Origin of the sequence: Kitasatospora sp. NPDC058184 (assembly GCF_042883725.1) — a bacterium.
Taxonomy (GTDB): domain Bacteria; phylum Actinomycetota; class Actinomycetes; order Streptomycetales; family Streptomycetaceae; genus Kitasatospora.
On sequence record NZ_JBHVVE010000023.1, the window covers coordinates 18,917 to 40,267 of the forward strand.

The 21,351-nt window shown below is 71.9% G+C and carries 17 protein-coding genes; 13 read left to right on the forward strand and 4 right to left on the reverse strand.

Annotation, left to right across the window (positions count from 1 at the left end):
* Positions 1 to 33: 33 nt before the first annotated feature.
* From ACFVXH_RS32550 to ACFVXH_RS32565, 4 genes are all read left to right on the forward strand, one after another.
* Positions 34 to 774, forward strand: coding sequence for an NAD-dependent deacetylase (locus ACFVXH_RS32550; protein ID WP_375876148.1), 741 nt, complete (start codon positions 34 to 36; stop codon positions 772 to 774).
* 90 nt (positions 775 to 864) lie between these two features.
* Positions 865 to 2,079 (forward strand): cytochrome P450, encoded by a 1,215-nt coding sequence (locus ACFVXH_RS32555; RefSeq protein WP_387829476.1) that lies wholly within the window; start codon positions 865 to 867, stop codon positions 2,077 to 2,079.
* Entirely contained in the window at positions 2,076 to 3,098 is a 1,023-nt protein-coding gene (locus ACFVXH_RS32560) for an ADP-ribosylglycohydrolase family protein (protein WP_387829546.1), read from the forward strand. The genes ACFVXH_RS32555 and ACFVXH_RS32560 overlap by 4 nt, the downstream gene beginning before the upstream one ends.
* Positions 3,099 to 3,145: 47 nt before the next feature.
* Positions 3,146 to 4,465, forward strand: coding sequence for a serpin family protein (locus tag ACFVXH_RS32565; RefSeq protein ID WP_387829477.1), 1,320 nt, complete (start codon positions 3,146 to 3,148; stop codon positions 4,463 to 4,465).
* Between the two features lie 36 nt (positions 4,466 to 4,501).
* Here the strand turns inward: ACFVXH_RS32565 and ACFVXH_RS32570 are convergent, their stop codons facing one another.
* From ACFVXH_RS32570 to ACFVXH_RS32585, 4 genes are all read right to left on the reverse strand, one after another.
* A complete protein-coding gene (locus tag ACFVXH_RS32570; protein ID WP_049660394.1) occupies positions 4,502 to 5,614 on the reverse strand; it encodes an ADP-ribosylglycohydrolase family protein in 1,113 nt (370 codons plus the stop codon).
* A 113-nt stretch (positions 5,615 to 5,727) separates the two neighbouring features.
* On the reverse strand, positions 5,728 to 6,999 hold the full coding sequence (locus ACFVXH_RS32575; protein ID WP_074003970.1) for a DUF2786 domain-containing protein: 1,272 nt from the start codon (positions 6,997 to 6,999) through the stop codon (positions 5,728 to 5,730).
* Positions 7,000 to 7,092: 93 nt separating this feature from the next.
* On the reverse strand, positions 7,093 to 8,691 hold the full coding sequence (locus ACFVXH_RS32580) for a transporter (protein ID WP_387829480.1): 1,599 nt from the start codon (positions 8,689 to 8,691) through the stop codon (positions 7,093 to 7,095).
* 11 nt (positions 8,692 to 8,702) lie between these two features.
* Positions 8,703 to 9,524, reverse strand: a complete 822-nt coding sequence (locus ACFVXH_RS32585; RefSeq protein WP_074003968.1) for an ABC transporter ATP-binding protein — start codon at positions 9,522 to 9,524, stop codon at positions 8,703 to 8,705.
* A gap of 259 nt (positions 9,525 to 9,783) precedes the next feature.
* Here ACFVXH_RS32585 and ACFVXH_RS32590 point away from each other — a divergent pair, with 259 nt between their 5' ends.
* From ACFVXH_RS32590 to ACFVXH_RS32630, 9 genes are all read left to right on the forward strand, one after another.
* Positions 9,784 to 10,338 carry a DUF1707 and DUF4190 domain-containing protein gene (locus ACFVXH_RS32590; protein WP_310593147.1) on the forward strand — a complete coding sequence of 185 codons (555 nt, stop codon included), beginning with the start codon at positions 9,784 to 9,786 and terminating at the stop codon, positions 10,336 to 10,338.
* Between the two features lie 329 nt (positions 10,339 to 10,667).
* A complete protein-coding gene (locus tag ACFVXH_RS32595; RefSeq protein ID WP_074003967.1) occupies positions 10,668 to 12,287 on the forward strand; it encodes a DUF2142 domain-containing protein in 1,620 nt (539 codons plus the stop codon).
* A gap of 377 nt (positions 12,288 to 12,664) precedes the next feature.
* Entirely contained in the window at positions 12,665 to 13,036 is a 372-nt protein-coding gene (gene rpsL, locus ACFVXH_RS32600; protein WP_014144289.1) for a 30S ribosomal protein S12, read from the forward strand.
* A gap of 2 nt (positions 13,037 to 13,038) precedes the next feature.
* Positions 13,039 to 13,509 carry a 30S ribosomal protein S7 gene (rpsG, locus tag ACFVXH_RS32605; protein ID WP_030055803.1) on the forward strand — a complete coding sequence of 157 codons (471 nt, stop codon included), beginning with the start codon at positions 13,039 to 13,041 and terminating at the stop codon, positions 13,507 to 13,509.
* 39 nt (positions 13,510 to 13,548) lie between these two features.
* Complete coding sequence (gene fusA, locus ACFVXH_RS32610; protein ID WP_049649030.1) at positions 13,549 to 15,654, forward strand: elongation factor G; 2,106 nt, start codon at positions 13,549 to 13,551, stop codon at positions 15,652 to 15,654.
* Positions 15,655 to 15,854: 200 nt separating this feature from the next.
* A complete protein-coding gene (gene tuf, locus ACFVXH_RS32615; RefSeq protein ID WP_049649031.1) occupies positions 15,855 to 17,048 on the forward strand; it encodes an elongation factor Tu in 1,194 nt (397 codons plus the stop codon).
* Positions 17,049 to 17,335: 287 nt separating this feature from the next.
* A complete protein-coding gene (locus ACFVXH_RS32620) occupies positions 17,336 to 18,352 on the forward strand; it encodes a glycosyltransferase family 2 protein (protein ID WP_074003966.1) in 1,017 nt (338 codons plus the stop codon).
* 94 nt (positions 18,353 to 18,446) lie between these two features.
* Positions 18,447 to 20,867, forward strand: coding sequence for a hypothetical protein (locus ACFVXH_RS32625; protein WP_143204612.1), 2,421 nt, complete (start codon positions 18,447 to 18,449; stop codon positions 20,865 to 20,867).
* Positions 20,868 to 20,894: 27 nt separating this feature from the next.
* Positions 20,895 to 21,347, forward strand: coding sequence for a GtrA family protein (locus tag ACFVXH_RS32630; RefSeq protein ID WP_074003964.1), 453 nt, complete (start codon positions 20,895 to 20,897; stop codon positions 21,345 to 21,347).
* Positions 21,348 to 21,351 lie beyond the last annotated feature (4 nt).

The following is a 21,351-nucleotide window of genomic DNA, read 5'->3' on the forward strand; positions in this document are numbered from 1 at the left end:
CGGGGCCGGGCCGCCGCCCGTACCGTCCGGGGTATGAACGCGAAGCGTCCCCTGATCGCCGTGCTCACCGGCGCGGGCATCTCGACGGACTCCGGCATCCCCGACTACCGCGGCCCGCAGGGCCTGTGGCAGAAGGACCCGTCGGCCGAGGAGCTGGTCACCATCGGGCCGTACCGGGACGATCCGCAGGTGCGCCGACGGGCCTGGCGGATGCGGCTGGAGACGGGCGCACTGGCCGCCGAGCCGAACGCCGGGCACCGGGCGCTGGTCGACCTGGAGCGCTCCGGTCTGCCGCTGCGGGTGCTCACCCAGAACATCGACGGGCTGCACCAGAAGTCCGGGCTGCCCGCCCGCAAGGTGCTCGAACTGCACGGCACGGCCCGGGAGACGCAGTGCCTGCGCTGCCGGGTGGTCGGGCCGATGGCGGAGGCGCTGGCGCGGGTCGAGGCGGGGGAGCCGGACCCGGCGTGCCGGGCCTGCGGGGGGATCCTGAAGCCGCGCGTGGTGATGTTCGGCGAGAACCTCGACCCGGAGGTGCTCGGGCAGGCCGACGCGATCGTTCGGGCCTGCGACGTGTTCATCGCGGTCGGCACCAGCCTCCAGGTGTTCCCGGTGGCGGCGCTGCCGCTCGACGCGGTGAGGAGCGGGGCGGAGCTGATCATCGTGAACGGCGAGCCGACGCCGTACGACGGGGCCGCGGCCGAGGTGATCCGGGAGCCGATCTCCCGGGCGCTCCCGGAGCTGGTGCGCCGACTTGTCCTGGAGCGGGCCTGAGCAGGGGCCGGAAGGGTCATATTCCCGGACGTACCGCGTGCGTACGATGATCCTTCCGGCTTCCCCCCTCTGGCCTGGAGTGATCGACCGATGACGACGACGGCGAAGTTCGACCCCTGGTCGGCGGCGTTCGTGGCCCACCCGTACGACGCGTACGCCGAGCTGCGCGAGCACGCGCCGGTGACGTACTTCGAGCCGACGAACCAGTGGCTCGTCTCCCGCCACGAGGACGTCAGCGCCCTGCTGCGCGACCGCCGGCTGGGCCGCACCTACACCCACCGCTTCAGCCACGCGGAGTTCGGCCGCCCCGAGCCCGACCCGGCGCACGAGCCCTTCCACACCCTCAACGACAACGGGCTGCTGGACCTGGAGGCCCCCGACCACACCCGGATCCGCCGGCTGGTCTCCAAGGCCTTCACCCCGCGCATGGTCGAGGGCCTGCGCCCCACCGTGCGGCGGCTGGCCGGCGAGCTGGTCGACGAGCTGCTCGCGGCCGGCGGCGGCGACCTGATCGCCACCGTCGCCGAGCCGCTGCCGGTCGCCGTGATCGCCGAGATGCTCGGCGTGCCGGAGGGCGACCGGCACCTGCTGCGGCCGTGGTCCGCCGACATCACCGGGATGTTCGAGCTCAACCCCGGCGAGGAGGCCGCCCGCCGGGCCGTCACCGCCAGCACCGAGTTCTCCGACTACCTGCGCACCCTGATCCGCGAGCGCCGGGCGGCCCCGGGCTCGGACCTGATCAGCGCGCTGATCCAGGCCCAGGAGGGCTCCGACGCGCTCAGCGAGCAGGAGATGATCTCCACCTGCGTGCTGCTGCTCAACGCCGGCCACGAGGCGACCGTCAACACCACCGGCAATGGCTGGTGGGCGCTGTTCCGCAACCCCGGGGAGCTCGCCCGGCTGCGCGGCTCGGTGGACGAACTGCTGCCCACCGCCGTCGAGGAACTGATGCGCTGGGACACCCCGCTGCAGATGTTCGAGCGCTGGGTGCTGGAGGACATCGAGGTCCGCGGCGTCACCGTCCCGCGCGGCGCCGAGATCGCCCTGCTCTTCGGCTCCGCCAACCGCGACCCCGAGCGCTTCGCCGACCCGGACCGCCTCGACCTCGGCCGCACCGACAACCCGCACATCACCTTCGGCGCCGGAATCCACTTCTGTCTCGGCGCCCCGCTTGCCAGACTGGAGCTCACCGAGTCCTACGGCACCCTGCTGCGCCGGGCGCCGGGCCTGCGGCTGGTCCGCGAGCCCGAGTGGAACCCGGGCTACGTGATCCGGGGGCTCAAGGAGCTGCTGGTCGAGGTCTGACGACTGAGGGGGAGAGGGCCGTGGGCAAGGCGACAGGGGCGCTGCTGGGGCTGGCGATCGGGGACGCGCTGGGCCACCGCACCGAGTTCGACGAGATCGAGCACATCGCCCAGTACTGCGAGGACTGGCGGCAACTGCCCTTGCCCAAGCCCGCGTTGGTCACCGACGACACCCAGATGACCCTCGCCCTCGGCCGCGGCCTGCGCACCGCCCTGGCGCGCGGGCCGCTCACCCCCCTCCGGCTGGTGCGGCCCGTCCGCGAGGAGTTCGTCGACTGGTGGCGCTCCCCGCAGAACAACCGGGCCCCCGGCATGACCTGCCTGCGCGCCTGCGAGCGGCTCAGCCACGACGAGTACCGCTGGCAGCAGGCCAGCGACGTCGGATCCAAGGGCTGCGGCGCCAACATGCGGGTCGCCCCGATCGGGCTGATCCGCGAGCTGGACGCCCGGCAGCTCTCCGGCGCCGCCCAGCTGCAGTCCGCGCTCACCCACGGCCACCCGACCGCGCTCGCCGCCGGCGACCTCACCGCGTACGCCGTCCGCAAGCTGGCCGAGGGCGTCCCGCCCGCCGGGCTGCCGGCGGTGCTGCGGGCGTACGCGCTGGCGAGCCGCGAGCGCTACGACGAGTTCTGGCTCGGCGACCTCGCCGACCGCTGGTACGGCAGCTCCCCGCAGGCCGTCATCGCCCGCGGCTGGGACGACTGCCTCACGGTGCTCGACCAGCTGGAGGCCGCCCTCGCCGCCCCCGACGTCGAGGCCGACCCCTGCCTGGCCACCGGCGAGGGCTGGGTCGCCGAGGAGGCCTTCGGCACCGGCCTGCTCTGCTTCCTGCTGCTGCCCGACGACCCGGTCGCCGCCGTCCGCCGGGCCGCCTACTCCAGCGGCGACTCCGACTCCCTCGCCTGCCTGGCCGGCGCCTTCGCGGGCGCCCACCACGGCGAGGCGGCCTGGCCGGCCGACTGGGTGGAGCGGATCGAGCACCGGGACGAACTGCTGGAGCTCGGGGCGCTCTGGGACTGACGCCGTACGGGCCGGAACCCGATCCGGGGGCGGCGCGTCGAAGGGCCATGACGAACCGCAGCACCGGAACCCGTCGCACCCTCCGCCGCCCGGCGGCGCTGCTCCTCGCGGCCGCGCTCGCCACGCCGCTGCTCGCCGGCTGCGGCGGCACCGGAGCCGCCGCGCCCGTGGAGCTCCGGGCGGCCGCGCCCGCGAGCCGCCCGGCCGTCGACCCGGCGCGGGTGGCCGCCACCGCGGCCGCCACCGACGCCTTCGGCCTCGACCTCCTGCACGCCCTGACCGCCCAGCCGGACGCCGCCGGCGGCAACCTCGTGGTCTCGCCGTCCGGCCTGGCCACCCTGCTCGCGATGCTGCTGCCCGGCGCCCGCGGCGCCACCGCCGGGGAACTGGCCAAGGCCCTGCACACCGACCTCGACCCGCGGCAGTACGCGCTCGCCACCGGCGCGTTGAACCGGCCGGTCCCGGCCACCGACCGGCTCACCCTGCGCCGCAGCGACGACCTCTGGACGCAGCAGGGCCTGGCCGTCGAGCCGGGCTACCTGGCCGACCTGGCCGCCGCCTTCGACACCGGCGTGCACCAGGCCGACTTCGCCAAGGACCCGGACGGGGCCCGCAAGACCGTCAACGCGGCCGTGGAGAAGGCCACCGACGGCCGGATCAAGGACCTGTTCGGCCGGGACGCGATCACCCCGAGCACCCGGCTGGTGCTCACCGACGCGCTCTACCTGAAGGCCCGGTGGGCCGCCGCCTTCAAGCCCTCGCACACCGCCGACCGCCCGTTCCACAAGCTCGACGGCTCCACCCCGGCCGTCCCCACGATGGCGCAGACCGGGGAGTTCAAGTACGCCGACGGCTCCGGCGGGATCCTCGGCGAGCCCTGGCAGGCCGTCGAGCTGCCGTACGCGGACGGCGCACTGGTGATGGACCTGATCGTCCCCGCGCAGGGAGGCTTCGCCGCCTTCGCCAAGGGCCTGGACCAGCCCCAGCTCGACCGCGTCCTCGGCGCCCTCGCCGAGCGGCCGGTCGACCTCCGGCTGCCGCGCTTCCGCTTCGGCACCTCGAAGGAGCTCACCCCCGCGCTGCGCTCGCTCGGCGTCTCCTCGGCCTTCGACAAGGCCGATCTCACCGGCATCGCCAAGGAGCCGCTGGTCGTCGGAACGGTGGTGCAGAAGGCCACCGTCGAGGTCGACGAGGAGGGGACGGTCGCGGCGGCCGGCAGCGGTGCCGGGGTCGAGGCGGCGGCGGCGCCGAACGCCGACCGGCCGGTCCAGCTGTACCTGGACCGGCCGTTCCTGTTCCTGATCCGGGACGCCCGGGGCGGGGCGCCGCTGTTCCTCGGCCAGGTCACCGACCCGCTGGCGAAGTAGCCGACGGGCCGGGGCGGCGTCCGAGGGGCCGCGGGCTCACCAGGCCGGGTAGCGCCCGCCGAGCGCCGGGTGCCGGGGGTCGCGGCTGCCGAACAGCACCAGCAGGTCGTCCGCGACCTGCCGCAGCTCCGCCCGGCCCTCGACCGCCCCGGCCCATTCGGCGGGCAGCGCCGCGGCGCCGTACGCCGCCCCGACCAGGTTGCCGCAGACCGCGCCGGTCGAGTCGCTGTCCCCGGAGTGGTTCACCGACAGCAGCAGCGCGGTGCGCACCGGGTCGGGGTCCAGGGTGGCCGCCAGCAGTGAGTACACGGCGATGGCCAGGCACTCCTCGGCGATCCAGCCGAGCCCGACCCGCTCCACCGTCTCCGCCGCGGGCTCGGCCTCCTGGGCCAGCCGCACCGCCCGGGCCAGCGCCTGGACGGTCTCCTTGGAGCTCGGCAGCTCGCGGATCTGCTCCACCGTCTCGCCGACCGCCGCCCACGGCTCGGTGCCGTGCGCGAGCCGCTCGACCAGCGCCGCGAAGGCGCCCGCCGCGAGGTAGCCGGTCGGGTGGCCGTGGGTGAGCTGGGCGCACTGCACCGCCAGCCCGAAGGACTGCTCGACGCCCAGCCGGGCCAGCCCGAACGGCGCCGAGCGCATCACCGTGCCGCAGCCCTTGGAACCCGGGTTGATCGGCCCGGTCAGCCCGATCGCGGACGGCGCCTCGAACACCGGGTGCTCGGACACCCCGCTCAGGCAGGCGTTGCCCGGCGCCCGCCGCGCGTACAGGAAGGGCCGGCTCAGCAGCCAGCCGTCGTACGGGCGGGGCTGCGGCCCGGTGTCCGGCGCGTCCTGGAACTGGGTGCGCAGCCAGCGCCGGTAGGCGCCGTGCACGGCCTCCGGCACCGAGCCGCCGCCGCCCGTCCAGCCGCGGACGAAGCCGCGGATCAGGCCCTCGGCGGTGAACAGCGTCATCTGGGTGTCGTCGGTGACCTCGACCGGCCCGGACCCGGCCGGCAGTGTGGTCACGCCCTGCGGCCCGTACCGGTCCTGGATCTGGTGGAGCTGCTGGAACTCCACCGGCCAGCCCAGCGCGTCGCCGATCGCTCCGCCGAGCAGCGTTCCGCGCACCCGGTCCCGGTACCCCGACTCCGCCGCCGGTTCCGTCACGTCGAGCCCCCCTTTGTTCGTGGCGGACTACGTTCTATCAGGTCCCCCGGGAGGCGGGGCGACTCCTGTGGATCTTGCGCGGGTCGGCCGGGGGACCGCCGGGGTGTGACCGCCTACCGGCGGATCGCCCCGGCGCGCCCGTGCAGCGCGGCCCGGTCGGCGGCGGCGCGTCCGGCCGCCCAGCCCACGCCGTCGCTGACCCGCACCCGCTGCGAGACCAGCTTCGGGAACAGCCGGCCGATCTCCTGGTCCACCGCCTCGGAGCGGGCGGCGAGCGCGGGCAGCAGCCGCGCGTCGGGCAGCAGCTGCTCCTCGGTGCCGTCCTCGCGCAGGTGCCGTCCGGCCGCGGCGGCGCTGGTGGCGCGCTCGGTCGCGGCGGTCAGCCGCTCGCGGATCCGCGCCGCGTACGCGACCAGGAAGGACTGCCGGAACGCCTTGCTGCGCGAGTCCTTGCGGGAGCCCGCCTTGTTGAGCGCGTGGGTGGCCTGCACCAGCAGCGAGGTGTAGAGCAGCTCGACGCCGTCCAGGTCGCCGTCGAAGCCGACCACGGTGCAGAAGCCGAACTCCTTCGCCCACACCACCCGGCACCGGTTGGCCGCCGCGACGGCGTCCAGCAGCATCGTCTTGGGGCCCTCGTACGGGTTGTCCACCCCGATCCGCAGCGCCGCCGGGGTGTCGCGGTCGGCACCGGACGCGGCCAGCAGCGCGTCGTCGATGCTGTGCTGGGCCATCAGCTGCTGGGCCTTGGCGGTCAGCGCCTCGGCCTCCTCCGGGTACTCGGTGGACTCGGCCTTGGCCAGCAGCGCCCGGATCCGCGCCAGCATCCGCGGCTCGCCGCTCACCGGCCCCGCGTGCTGCGGCCGCACCGCCTGCCCGGGGGCGGGCCCCACCGGGGCGATCGGCGGCAGCCGGCCCCAGGTGCGCAGCAGCTCCAGGGCGGCGGTGGCGAGCGCGAAGCGGTCCAGCCGGTGCCGGTCGGCGAAGGCGCCGAGGTACTCGTCGTCGCCGGACCACCACACCTCGGCCTCCAGCTCGCGCAGCTGCTCCAGCCAGCGCCGGTCCAGGGCGGCCGCGGGGTGGCGGCGGCCCTCGGCGGCGATCAGGTCCACCGCGAGGGCCAGGTGGACGGGCTTCAGCTCGCGCCGCACCACCCGGGCCAGGTCGGCCGGCCGCCACCCGGCGGACCAGCAGCGGCCGACGGCCGTGTCCGCGTACCCGAGCAGCGCCCGGCCGACCTCCGGCCACTGCCCGGCCGAGGCGGCCAGCAGCGAGGCCCCGGTGTCCAGGGCGAGGTCCAGCGCCTCCTCCGGCGCCGTCACCACCGACCGCACCGCCTGCTCCAGCAGCGGTCCGGCGGTCCCGGCCTGCTGCGCGCGCTCGCCCACGGTGTGTCCCTGCTCTCCTCGACGGTGCCACGACGGCCCGGCTCCTCCTGCCCATGATGCCGGAGCGGCGGCGCGGACCGACGGGAGAGCGGTTCAGCGCTCGACGGCCTTGGCGAGGATCTCCGGGGTGCGGTCCAGCAGGCGGGCCGCCGCGAGGCGGACGCCGAGGGCCGCGACCAGGGCGCCGTACAGCGGGCCGACCAGCAGCACCGGCCAGCTCGGGCCGTCGGAGACCAGGGCCCAGGCGAGGTAGCCGCCGACCGGCAGCGCCAGCAGGGCGACGCCGAGCATCGAGCCGAACTGGTTGAGCAGGATCAGCCCGCCCTGGCCCGGGGCGGCGTTGCGCATCGGGTTGCTGTCGGCCGGCATGGTGTACGGCGCCAGGACGCTGAACATCGCGCCCAGCGCGATCCCGCAGCCGAGCAGCGTCAGCGCCAGGCCGAGCGCGGACGGCAGCTCGCTCCACCGGCCGGTGACGGCCGCCAGGACCAGCCCGAGCAGCAGCGTCACGGGGACGGCGTACGACAGCACCGCGTACGCCCGGCCGCGCAGCTCGGAGCGGGCGTCGGCCGGGGTGCGCAGGGTGGCGGCGACCATCCAGAACGCCGAGCCGTCCATACCGAACAGGTTGAGCATCTGCAGCCCGAGGAACACCCCGGTCATCGCCAGCAGGTAGACGCTCGCCCAGCCCTGGACCATCGACAGCACGCAGATCACCAGCGTCATCCCGATGCTGGTGAACAGCGCCGCCTTGGCCCGCGGCTCGCGCCAGGCGTACCGCAGGTGCCGCTGCATCACCGCGCCGGTCCGGCCCTGGGGCAGGAACCGCCAGCCGCGCGAGTCCTGCACCCCGCGGGCGACCTCCAGGGTGGAGGAGTCGGCGGTCACCATCAGCTCCTGCAGGCTCCGCCGCCACCAGCGCAGCAGCAGGGCCAGCAGCGCGGCGGACGCGGCGAGCTGGAGCAGCGCCAGCCCGTACCGGCCCTCGCCGGCGGTGCGCGGCGCGTCCGCCGCGCTGATCGGCGGGATCCAGCGCAGCACGGAGGCGATCGGCTTGAGCGGGCTGAGGTCGATCGGCCCGCCCCGGCGGCCGAGGATGCTCTGCGAGCCGACGTTGGCGACCTGCACCAGGAGGGCGAAGGCCAGGCCGCCGAAGATCGCGAAGTCCTTGCCGCGCCGGCTGGAGAGCATCCGGGCGTTGCCCGCCGCGACCGCCCGGGAGAGCGTGACCAGGCAGAGCAGCGCGAGCGGCACGCCGAGCACCGCGACCGCGGCCGAGGCGCCGCCGGTCGCGCCGGCCAGCACCGCGGCGGTCACCAGCACCAGGCTGACCAGCGGCCCCGGTCCGATCAGCGCGGCCAGCAGGGTGCCGCGCAGCAGCGGGCCGGGGCGCAGCGGCAGCATGGTCAGCCGGGTCGGGTCGGCGCTCTCGTCGCTGGAGAAGAGGAACAGCGGCAGCGCGGCCCAGCTCAGGGTCAGCACGCCGAGCAGCATCACCCCGGCGTCCCCGGAGCCCGCGTAGCGCCCGTTCAGCGCGGTCATGGCGACGGCGACGCCGGCCGCGAGGGCCAGGCCCGCGACGCCGCCGATCACGTAGACGGTGGTCCGGCCGGGGCTGCGCCGCAGCCCGTTGCGCAGCAGCCGCAGCTTGAGCGCCACCAGGGCACGGACCACCGTCCGCCCGTCGGGCACCGGGGCATTGTTCACAGGGTGCCCCCGGCCTGCCCGCCGCCGAGCCAGCCGAGCGCCTGCCCGTCGTCCTCGCGGACGCCGATCAGCTCCAGGAAGGCCTCGTGCAGGCTGCGCCCGCCCCGGACGGAGTCCAGCGGCCCCTGGGCTATCACCTGGCCGGCGTTGACCACCGCGACCCAGTCGCAGAGCTGCTCGACCAGTTCCATCACGTGGCTGGAGAAGATCACCGTGGAGCCGGCCGCGGCGTACCGCTTGAGCACGCCGCGGATGGTCTGGGCGGAGACCGGGTCGACGCCCTCGAAGGGCTCGTCCAGGAACAGCACGTCCGGGTTGTGCAGCAGCGCGGCGGCCAGGCCGATCTTCTTGCGCATGCCGGTGGAGTAGTCGGCGACCAGCTTGTCGGCGTCCCGGCCGAGGTCCAGGACGGCCAGCAGCTCCTCGGCCCGCCGGTCCACCTCGGCGCCGGGCAGGCCGCGCAGCCGCCCGGTGTACTGGAGCAGCTCGCGCCCGCTGAGCCGCTCGAACATCCGCAGGCCCTCGGGCAGGATGCCGATCCGGGCCTTGACCGTGACCGGGTCCGCCCACACGTCGGCGCCGTGCACCAGGACGGTGCCCTGGTCGGGCCGGAGCAGCCCGGTGACCATCGACAGCGTGGTGGTCTTGCCGGCACCGTTCGGCCCGACCAGGCCGATGAACGCCCCGGCCGGCAGCTCCAGGCTCAGCCCGGCCACCGCGGCCTGGGGGCCGAAGTGCTTCCAGAGCCCCTGGATGCTGACGGCGGACGGGGTTCCCGGCCCGGAGAGGTCGGGGGACGGCGGCGCTGACGCCTGCATGGCGGCCTTCTCTGCTCGTGGTGGTGGACGTCGTCGTGGTGCGGGTCTCTCCGGGCTCAGCCTGTCATTGCTCGAACAGCCTGTCGCCCGAGTTGAGCATCCCCTGAGCGTGTCCGCCGAACGCGTGAGGAACGCCACGCGAAATCGTCTTCTCGGCGGCTACTGGGCCGATTTGGCAACTACTCAGTTCGGCCGTTCGTCCTGCACTATGAGGGAGCAGTGACGTGCGCGGGGGTACCGCGCTACCGGGAGGTGGCGGATGTCCGTACAACCATGGGGCGAGCCCGGTTCCGGCTATCCGCCCGGCAAGCTGCCGGCGGGTGGCTGGCAGCCGGCGCCCGCGCCCGCGGTGGCGTCGCAGGCCGCGATGCGGGCGGGCCACGCGGACCGGGACCGCACGCTCGACGTGCTCAAGGCCGCGTTCGCCGAGGGGCGGCTCACCGTCCAGGAGTACGAGCAGCGCCACGAGGCGGTGGCCGCCGCGCAGACCTACGGCCAGCTGGCCGTGCTGGTGGCCGACCTGCCCTCGGGGCCGATGACGGCGCCGTCGCCCACCGTGGCCACGCCCGTTCCGGCCACCTTCATGCCGGTCCCGCCGCCGCCCCAGGCCCGCCAGACCAACGTGCTCGCCGTGGTCTCCCTGGTGGCCGGCCTGGTCGGCCTCTCCGCCCCCGCCGTGGTCACCGGCCACATCGCCCGTGCGGAGATCCGCCGCCGCAACATGGACGGCGACTGGGCGGCCGTCCTCGGCCTGGTCATCGGCTACCTGGGCTGCGCGTTCTGGACCTTGATGATCCTCATCGGCCTCGCCTGAGGCCGGTCCGGTCCGGTGGCCCCGCGGCGGCCCGTGTCCGGCCTGCTGGTCGGAGGTTCGGGCGGTACGCTCTGGACCTTGGTGATCCCGCTGGGTACCGTCTGAACCTGTTGGGTACCGTCCCTCGTCGCCGGTGGACCGCACCGGGCCCGCCGGGCTCGGAGACCGCCATCGGGAGGGTGCCATTAGTCCCTCAGGGCTCGGTTCGGTACGGTCTTCTCGTCCATGGCTGACCGTTGCCTGTTACATCTCGTCGATGCGAGCACCCACCACGCCCGGCCATGGTGCCGCACGCCGAGTTCGGACCGACCCCAAAGGCCCATTTCCAGATGATGATCACTGCCGTCAAGAGCATCGCCGAGCGGCTTGCGACCTCGCCCCGGCGGCTGTGGGCGGTCGCGTTCGCGATCCTGTTCGCGCTGAGCGCGTCCTGGTCGCTGGCGACTCCGATCGGCGGTTCGCCGGACGAACCCGCGCACCTCATCCGGGCCGGCGCGGTCGCCCGCGGCCAGGTCAACGGCGAGGAGGTCATGACCCCGCACACGGTCGGCGGGATCAAAAGCTACTGGGCCGAGAGCGGGGTGGTGCTCCCGCGGATCTACGAGGACGTGGCGGAGACCCACTCCTGCTACGCCTTCAAGCCCTGGCAGTCGGCCGACTGCGCACCCGCGCTCAAGCAGCGCTCCGGGACGGCCGAGGTGACCACGTCGGCGGGCCGCTACCACCCGGCGTACTACTTCGCCGTCGGCTGGCCCAGCCTGCTGCTCCCCGGCAAGACGGCCTTCTACCTGATGCGCCTGATCTCGGCCGCGATCTGCGCCGCCCTGGTGGCGAGTGCGGTGGTCTCGGCGGCGGAGTGGCGTCGGCGTTCCCTCGGCATCCTCGGAGTGGTGGCGGCCGCCACCCCGATGTCGCTGTTCATGTTCGGTGTGGTCAACCCGAGCGGCCCGGAGATCGCCGCGGGCATCCTGGTCTGGAGCGCCGCCGTGGCGCTGCTGATGAACCCGGACCCACAGCTCCTGAGCCGCCGCGTCGCCCGGCTCGGCATCGGTGCGACCGTGCTGATCAGCATCCGGCCGTTGGGCGTGATCTGGTGCAGCGGGGCGGTCTTCTTCGCCCTGCTGCTGCTCGGGCGCCGGGACGTGCTGGGTTCGATCCTGCGCCATCGGGCGACCTGGGTCTGGGGCGCTCTGACCGCGGTCTCGGCCGGCGTGGCCCTCGTCTGGTCCTCGACCCACCCGGACCACTCGGTCATCAACGCCCCGAGCGGCTTCACTCCGCTGTCCGCGGCCCGTCAGACCTTCGACAACGGTCTGCTGTACATGAAGCAGATGATCGGCTACTTCGGCTGGCTGGACGCCGAACCCCCGGCCGTGACGCTGCTGCTGTGGTGCGGCGTGGCGGTCCTCCTGTCGCTGCTCGCGCTCTGCTACGCGCGGCTCAGGGACTCCCTGGCCGTCCTGGGGATCCTGGCCGGGATAGTGGTCATACCGCTGGTGGCCCAGGCCATGCAGGCGCAGAAGGTCGGCATGATCTGGCAGGGCCGCTACCTGCTGCCGTTCGCCGTCGGGCTGCCGATCGTGTGCGCCGCGATCTGCCACGAGCGGCTGCCGCAGGGCGGTTTCGCCTGGCGTCGGCTGATGGTGCTCTGCTCCGCCGCGCTGGCCCTGGCCGACTTCGCGGCGTTCGTCTGGGCGCTGCGCCGCATGGCGGTCGGTACCGGCGGGTCGTTCTTCATCAGCCCGGCCCACTGGGCGCCGCCGTTCGTGGGCTGGCAGCCCTGCGTGCTGCTGTACGGGGTGGCCGTGGCGGCGCTGGGGCTGCTCGTCGCCCTGTCGGACCGGAAGGAGACCGACCAGCAGCAGGGCGAGGTGTCGTCGGCCGGGACGTCCGGGGACGGCGCCGACGACGGGAGTGCCCCGCTCGCCGCCGTCCGCGCGGAGGCGTAGGGTTTCGCCGTGCGGGGGGTTCTCGGCCGTGGTATGGGTGCCGCCCTCGTCGTTTCCCGTCCCGTTTCGAGGGCCGGCCCCGCGACCTGCGGCGTTGCATTTGTTTTGACCGAGCCCGATGCGCTAGGTACGCTCTGACCTTGTGCCTGGGGTGTCCCCGGGTCCTTGTGCGTGCATGCACACCGGTCGCCGCGCCGAGCCGGAGCGCTTCCCAGCGTCCCGCGCGTAGAGCGCCGTCGCTGTACAGCAGCCATGGGATTCCGTGTCGTAACAAGCCCAACACACCCGACCGCGTGGGTCGACCACGGGGCCGTGTGTGAGGGGAGACACCGCAGGTTAGTTCCACCAAGCCTTGGCACACAGAAAACGGAGAAACGGTGCCTACGATCCAGCAGCTGGTCCGAAAGGGCCGGCAGGACAAGGTCGAGAAGAACAAGACTCCCGCGCTGAAGGGTTCCCCGCAGCGCCGTGGGGTCTGCACGCGTGTGTACACGACCACCCCGAAGAAGCCGAACTCGGCTCTCCGCAAGGTCGCCCGTGTGCGCCTCACCAGCGGGATCGAGGTCACCGCTTACATCCCGGGCGAGGGCCACAACCTGCAGGAGCACTCCATCGTGCTGGTGCGCGGTGGTCGTGTGAAGGACCTTCCTGGTGTCCGCTACAAGATCATCCGCGGTTCGCTTGACACCCAGGGTGTCAAGAACCGCAAGCAGGCTCGCAGCCGCTACGGCGCCAAGAAGGAGAAGTAAGAATGCCTCGTAAGGGCCCCGCCCCGAAGCGCCCGGTCATCATCGACCCGGTTTACGGCTCCCCGGTCGTCACCCAGCTGGTCAACAAGATCCTGCTGCACGGCAAGCGTTCCACCGCTGAGCGGATCGTCTACGGCGCCCTCGAGGGCGTCCGTGAGAAGACCGGCTCGGACCCCGTCGTGACGCTGAAGCGCGCGCTGGAGAACGTCAAGCCGGCCCTCGAGGTCAAGTCCCGCCGTGTCGGTGGCGCGACCTACCAGGTTCCGGTCGAGGTCCGTCCGGGCCGCGCCAGCACCCTGGCGCTGCGCTGGATGGTCGGGTACTCCCGCGCCCGTCGCGAGAAGACCATGACCGAGCGCCTGATGAACGAGATCCTCGACGCCAGCAACGGCCTGGGCGCTTCCGTGAAGCGTCGCGAGGACACCCACAAGATGGCCGAGTCCAACAAGGCCTTCGCGCACTACCGCTGGTAGTCCGTACCCCGTCACTAGACAGAGAGAGAACGAGCCACAATGGCTGCAACCTCCCTTGACCTCGCCAAGGTCCGCAACATCGGGATCATGGCGCACATCGACGCGGGCAAGACCACCACCACCGAGCGGATCCTGTTCTACACCGGTGTGTCGTACAAGATCGGTGAGGTCCACGATGGCGCTGCCACCATGGACTGGATGGAGCAGGAGCAGGAGCGCGGCATCACGATCACGTCGGCCGCGACGACCTGTCACTGGACGGTCGACGACGCCGACCACACCATCAACATCATCGACACCCCGGGTCACGTCGACTTCACCGTCGAGGTGGAGCGTTCGCTGCGCGTCCTCGACGGTGCCGTGACGGTGTTCGACGGTGTCGCCGGTGTCGAGCCCCAGTCCGAGACCGTGTGGCGGCAGGCTGACCGCTACGGCGTCCCGCGCATCTGCTTCATCAACAAGCTGGACCGCACGGGCGCGAACTTCTTCTTCTGCGTCAAGACCATCGTGGACCGCCTCGGCGCCACCCCGCTGGTCATGCAGCTCCCGATCGGTGCCGAGTCGGACTTCCAGGGCGTTGTCGACCTGGTCCGCATGAAGGCGCTGGTCTGGTCCGCCGAGGCCGCCAAGGGCGAGATGTACGACATCGTCGACATCCCGGCCGAGCTGCAGGAGCAGGCCGACGAGTACCGCGAGGCGCTCATCGACACGGTCTCGAACGTCAGCGACGAGATCATGGAGCTCGCCCTCGAGGGCGAGGAGATCCCGGTCGAGCTGCTGCAGGCCGCGATCCGCAAGGGCACCCTGAACTCGGACTTCACCCCGATCTTCTGCGGTACCGCCTTCAAGAACAAGGGCGTTCAGCCCCTGCTCGACGCGGTCGTCAAGTACCTGCCGTCCCCGCTGGACATCGAGTCCATCGAGGGCACCAAGCCGGGCGACGACAGCGTCAAGATCTCCCGCAAGGCCTCGGACGACGAGCCGCTCGCCGCGCTCGCGTTCAAGATCATGTCGGACCCGCACCTCGGCAAGCTCACCTTCGTCCGGGTCTACTCGGGCCGCCTGGAGTCCGGCACCTCGGTGCTGAACGCCGTCAAGGGCAAGAAGGAGCGCATCGGCAAGATCTACCGCATGCACGCGAACAAGCGTGAGGAGATCGACTCGGTGGGCGCCGGCGACATCATCGCCGTCATGGGCCTGAAGCAGACCACCACCGGTGAGACGCTGTCCGACGAGAAGAACCCGGTCATCCTGGAGTCCATGGACTTCCCGGCCCCGGTCATCCGCGTCGCGATCGAGCCCAAGTCCAAGGGTGACCAGGAGAAGCTGGGTGTTGCCATCCAGCGTCTCGCCGAGGAGGACCCGTCCTTCCAGGTCAACACGGACGAGGAGACCGGCCAGACCATCATCGCGGGTATGGGCGAGCTGCACCTCGAGGTGCTGGTCGACCGTATGCGCCGTGAGTTCAAGGTCGAGGCCAACGTCGGCAAGCCGCAGGTCGCGTACCGCGAGACCATCCGCCAGGCGGTCGAGCGCATCGACTACACCCACAAGAAGCAGACCGGTGGTTCCGGTCAGTTCGCCAAGGTGCAGATCGCGATCGAGCCGCTCGAGCAGGCCGAGGGCTACGAGTTCGTCAACAAGGTCACCGGTGGCCGCGTTCCGCGGGAGTACATCCCGTCGGTCGACGCCGGTTGCCAGGAGGCCATGGAGTTCGGCATCCTCGCCGGCTACCCGCTGCAGGGTGTCCGCGTGAGCCTGCTGGACGGCCAGTCGCACGACGTCGACTCCTCCGAGCTCGCGTTCAAGATCGCCGGCTCGATGGCCTTCAAGGAAGGCGCGAGGAAGGCCAAGCCGGTCCTCCTCGAGCCGATGATGGCCGTCGAGGTCACCACGCCCGAGGACTACATGGGCGACGTGATCGGCGACATCAACTCTCGCCGTGGCCAGATCCGGTCCATGGACGAGCGTCACGGTGCCCGCGTCGTCACGGCGCTGGTGCCCCTCTCCGAGATGTTCGGCTACGTCGGTGACCTGCGCAGCAAGACCTCTGGTCGCGCGAGCTACTCGATGCAGTTCGACTCGTACGCCGAGGTTCCGAAGAACGTGGCGGACGACATCATCGCCAAGGCCAAGGGCGAGTGACGTCCCGATAATCGGGACGATTGCGAAGCCTTAGGCTATTCGGAGGCGTCTCGGGAGGATCCGGTCGGATCCTCCCGGGAGCCTCCGGCCCCCCCACCAGCGGGACGGCACGGGATGTCCTCCGGGCAACCCGCACCAAAACCGATCAAAGACCAACTGGCGTCAGCACGGCGTACAGGAACTGTCCTCAGGAGGACTCAGTGGCGAAGGCGAAGTTCGAGCGGACGAAGCCCCACGTCAACATCGGCACCATCGGTCACATCGACCACGGCAAGACCACGCTGACCGCGGCCATCACCAAGGTGCTGCACGACGCGTACCCGGACCTGAACCCCTTCACGCCGTTCGACCAGATCGACAAGGCCCCGGAGGAGCGTCAGCGCGGTATCACCATCTCGATCGCGCACGTCGAGTACCAGACCGAGGACCGTCACTACGCGCACGTTGACTGCCCGGGTCACGCCGACTACATCAAGAACATGATCACCGGTGCCGCCCAGATGGACGGCGCCATCCTGGTGGTCGCCGCCACCGACGGCCCGATGCCGCAGACCAAGGAGCACGTCCTCCTGGCCCGCCAGGTCGGCGTTCCGTACATCGTTGTCGCCCTGAACAAGGCCGACATGGTGGACGACGAGGAGATCCTGGAGCTCGTCGAGCTCGAGGTCCGTGAGCTGCTCTCCGAGTACGAGTTCCCGGGCGACGACCTGCCGGTCGTCCGCGTCTCCGCGCTGAAGGCCCTCGAGGGCGACGCCGAGTGGGGCCAGAAGCTCCTCGGCCTGATGAAGGCTGTCGACGAGAGCATCCCGACCCCGGCCCGCGCCGTGGACCAGCCGTTCCTGATGCCGATCGAGGACGTCTTCACGATCACCGGTCGTGGCACCGTCGTCACCGGTCGCATCGAGCGCGGCATCCTCAAGGTCAACGAGACTGTCGACATCATCGGCATCAAGGAGACCAAGACCACCACCACGGTCACCGGCATCGAGATGTTCCGCAAGCTGCTCGACGAGGGCCAGGCCGGTGAGAACGTCGGTCTGCTGCTCCGTGGCATCAAGCGCGAGGACGTCGAGCGCGGCCAGGTCATCATCAAGCCGGGTTCGGTCACGCCGCACACCGACTTCGAGGCCCAGTCGTACATCCTGTCGAAGGACGAGGGTGGCCGTCACACCCCCTTCTTCAACAACTACCGCCCGCAGTTCTACTTCCGTACCACGGACGTGACCGGCGTCGTGACCCTCCCCGAGGGCACCGAGATGGTCATGCCGGGCGACAACACCGCCATGACGGTCGCGCTGATCCAGCCGATCGCCATGGAGGAGGGCCTGAAGTTCGCCATCCGTGAGGGTGGCCGCACCGTCGGCGCCGGCCAGGTCACCAAGATCATCAAGTAATTGACGATCTGACCTGCCTGCCTCGTACAGGCTCGTCCGAAGGGCCCCGCGCACCCCGGGTGCGCGGGGCCCTTCGGCGTGTCGGGATATCGAATCGACGGCGATCAGGTAACAGGTCCGTTGAGAGTGCCCTTGGAATGGACTGCTATCCTGCCGCTCATTGGCTCTCCCCCGCCGGCGTCCGCGATGCTCCGGGTGCGGAGGGGGAAGGATTCCGGCCGGTGGGTCGACCCGGCGGTCCATGCCGCCCAACCGCTTTCGGATCACATGGGGACAGGCGAAGAAGGATGCTCAACGCAGTGGAGCAGGGAGTCGGGCGGACCGGGGAACCGGCGCCGCTGTTGTCGGTCGTCATGCCGATCTACAACGAGCAGGAGGCGCTGCCGCTGACCGTGCGGCGCCTGCGCCCGATCCTCGACGGCCTGGGAATCACGTATGAAGTGGTCGGCATCGACGACGGGAGCACGGACGCCACCCCGGCGCTGATGCAGAAGATCCACCAGGACTGGCCGGAGTTCCGGATCGTCCGCTTCGCCCGCAACTCCGGGCACCAGGCCGCGCTCACCGCCGGCATCCACCGTGCCTTCGGCGACTACGTCGTCTCCATCGACGCCGACCTCCAGGACCCGCCGGAGAAGATCCCCGAGATGCTCTCGCTCGCGCGGGAGCGGGACCTCGACATCGTCTACGGCGTGCGCGGCGACCGCGGCACCGACACGATCTTCAAGCGCCGCACCGCCGGCGCCTACTACTGGCTGATGCGCAAGCTCGTCGGCAAGAAGATGCCCAACCAGGCCGGTGACTTCCGGCTGCTCAGCCGCGCGGCGGTGGACGCTCTCAAGGCGATGCCCGAGCACCAGCCGGTCTACCGGCTGCTGGTGCCGTGGCTCGGCTTCCCGAGTGGCGAGGTCGTCTACGTGCGCGAGGAGCGGGTCGCCGGCTCGACCCACTACCCGCTGTCCAAGATGGTCCGCCTCGCCGTCGACAGCGTCACCAACTTCTCCGCGAGCCCGCTGCGGCTCGCCACCTGGCTCGGCCTGCTGAGCTTCGTGCTCTGCTTCGCCCTCGGCGTCTACACCGTGGTCGCGTACGCGCTCGACAAGACCGTCCCCGGCTGGTCCTCGCTGTTCATCGGCATGCTGTTCCTCGGCGCCGTGCAGCTCTTCTGCATGGGCCTCCTGGGCGAGTACGTCGGCCGCATCTACTCGGCGGCACAGGCCAGGCCGGCCTACTTCGTCGGCTATGACTCGGCGGAGGGGACCGACCCCGCGACAGCTCGTCGCAGCGCCTCCTACACGGGCTGACCGGAGTCGTTCCGACGCCGGTCGACGGACCGCCGCCGGCCTCCACCGGGCTGCCGTGCTGCGAGCTGTGAGCTCGGACGAGAGAACGGACACCATGCATACGAACAGCACCGCGACCGGAGCAGTGCCGGCCACCGGAGGACGCCCGGGTATTCCGGCGCCGTCCGGCGGGCGGCCCGGCGGCACGGCGGACGGGAGAACCGGGGCCCACGCCCTCTGGCGGTTCCTCCCTGCGGTCTGCGCGTACCTGCTCCTGGTGGGGCTGCTGTTGGCCGCGGACACCAGGGTCGGTGACATCGCCCGGTACACCTTCTACGCGGGCTGGGGCGTGGTGCTTCCGGGCACCCTGGTCTTCCGGGCCCTGCGCAGGCGTCCGCACACCCTGCTGGAGGACCTCGTCTTCGGCGCGGTGACCGGGCTGGTGCTGGAGCTGGCGGCGTGGGCGGTCCTCGTCCGCGCGGGCCTCCAGTCGGTGGCCGTCGGGTGGCCGCTCGCCGTGGTCGTCCCGTTCCTGCTCGTCCCGCGCCTGCGCCGGCACTGGCGCCCCAGCGGGTACCGGCGGCTGTCCCTCGGCTGTTCCTGGTCGATGGCCGGGCTGGTGGGCCTGACCAGCCTGTACTACTACCTGGTCTTCCTGTCGAAGTTCCCGGTCCTGGCGACGGACGAGAAGTCACGGCTGTTCGGCGACATGCCGTACATGCTGTCGCTGGCGGCCAACGCCAAGCAGCACGTGCCGCTGACCTTGCCGCAGGTGGCGGGGGAGCCGCTCCACTACCACTGGTTCACGTTCGCGCACATGGCGATGACCGACATGGTCGGCCACATCGACCTGCCGGTGGTCGAGACCAGGCTGCTCGTCCCCGCGTTCGCCGCGCTCGGTGCGCTGATCACGGCGGTGGTGGCCCAGCGGATCACCGGTCGGGCGTGGGCCGGCCCGCTCGCCGCGCTGCTGCTCTTCGCGGTCGGCGAGTTCACCGCGGTCTACCCGAACACCGTGATGAGCTGGACCTTCGGTGCGCCGGCCGTCCGGTTGATGTCCTGGTCGAGCATGTCGCTGACGTACAGTCAGCCGTTGCTGATCGCGCTGATCGGCGTGGTCGCCGACGGGCTCCGCAGGGTCGGCGGCCCGGGCGACGCCGACGGGCCGCCCCGGGCACCGGAGTTCGGGTGGGGAGTCTTCGTCCTGGCGGCGATGTTCGCGACCGCCTCCAGCGCGGCCAAGGCGAGCACCCTCCCGGTGGCACTCGCGGGTCTGGCCGTCGCCGGCCTGGCGGTCCTGATCAGGACCCGGCGCATCCCCTGGAGGGTTGTCGGGCTGGGCGCGGCCATCGCGGGCGCCCAGCTCTTCGCGACGGCGGTGATCTTCGACTTCGAGAGCTACGGCCTGGAGGTCATCCCCTTCGGCAACATCCAGAAGTACTGGGCCGAACCCGTGGAGGGCCGGCCGGTGCTGCTGCAGAGCGGTCTGGTCGCGGCCGTCCTGATCGCCTTCTTCCTGAACCACCAGATCAAGCTCCTCGGCGCGGTGCCGCTGCTGTGGCGGCGCCGCCTCCGGCTCGACGCGGTGCAGTGGTTCCTGCTCGGCGCGGTGGTCGCCGGACCGGCGGCCTACCTGGTGGTCAACGGTTACAACGCCAGCTACTTCACCATCTCCGCGATGCCCTTCGGGGCGGTGCTGTCCGCCTGGGGGTACTGCGAGGCCTTCGAACGGGCCACGCTGCCCAAGGCAGCGAAGGCCGCCCTGGCCGTCGGCGCGGTGGCCCTGACCGGACTGTTCACCTGGCTCTCGTACCGGTTCTCGGCGGACTGGGAGACCTTCCTGCGCGAGCACACCGGGGACGGCACCGGCACCGAGCCGTACACGCCGCTGCTGCCGGCGCTGAGCGTGGCGGCCGCGTTCGCGGTGCTGGCGGTCCTCCTGGGGCTGCTCTGGCGCCTGCTCTCCAGGGCGGCGGGCGGTCTGCGGCGCCGGGGCGGGGTCGTCCTGCTCACCGCCGGACTGACGCTCGGCACCCCGGGCCTCGCCCTCGATGCCATTCAGGCCCACGAGACCCTGTGGGACGGCAGCTGGGTGATGCCGGCGAGCCAGGTGAACGCCGCGCGCTGGATCCGCTCGCACAGCGCGCCCTCGGACATCCTGGCGACGAACAGCCACTGCTGGCAGTACGAGGACTACGCGGACGGCCTGCCGTGCGCCAACTACCGTTCGCACTGGCTCAGCGGCTACTCGGAGCGCTCGGTCCTCATCGAGGGCTGGGCGTACGCGCCGAGGCTGATGGCCAGCGCGAACGGGGCGTCGGCCTCCGGCTCGCCGTTCTGGGACACCGAGCTGTTCCAGCTCAACGAGGCCGCGTTCTACGCGCCGACGCCGGACGTCCTGAACCGGCTGCACCGCGATCACAAGGTCCGCTACCTCGTGGTCCAGCGGAAGGCCGGCGCCGAGTCACCGCAGCTCAAGGACCTCGCCAAGCCGGTGTTCGACAACGGCCGGGTGGCCGTCTACGAGCTCTCCTGACCCGACGAACGAAGCAGTGGGCAATCCATGGTCTCCACCGACAACGCGCCGGCACCGGCCCCCGACGGCCGGGCGGCCGCGACGGCCGGCACCGCCAAGCGGCAGCTGCCGTCGTTCCTGGTCATCGGCGTGCTCAGCACGCTCTTCTACCTGGGCCTGTACGTGGTGGCCCGCCAGGTCGTCGACCAGCAGGCGGCGAACCTGATCGCCCTGGCGGTGAGCGCGGTCGCCAACACCGCGGCCAACCGGCGCTTCACCTTCGGCATCACCGGCTCGGAGGGCGCGGTGCGCCACCAGCTCCAGGGCGCCGTCGCCTTCCTGATCGGCCTGGGCCTGAGCAGCGGCGCACTCGCGCTGCTGGCCCTGCTCGCGCCGCACGCCTCGCGGGTGGTCGAGGTCGCGGGCCTGGTCGTGGCCAACGGCCTCGCGACGGTGGCCCGGTTCGTCCTCCTCAAGGTGTGGGTCTTCAGGACCCGCTGAGGGC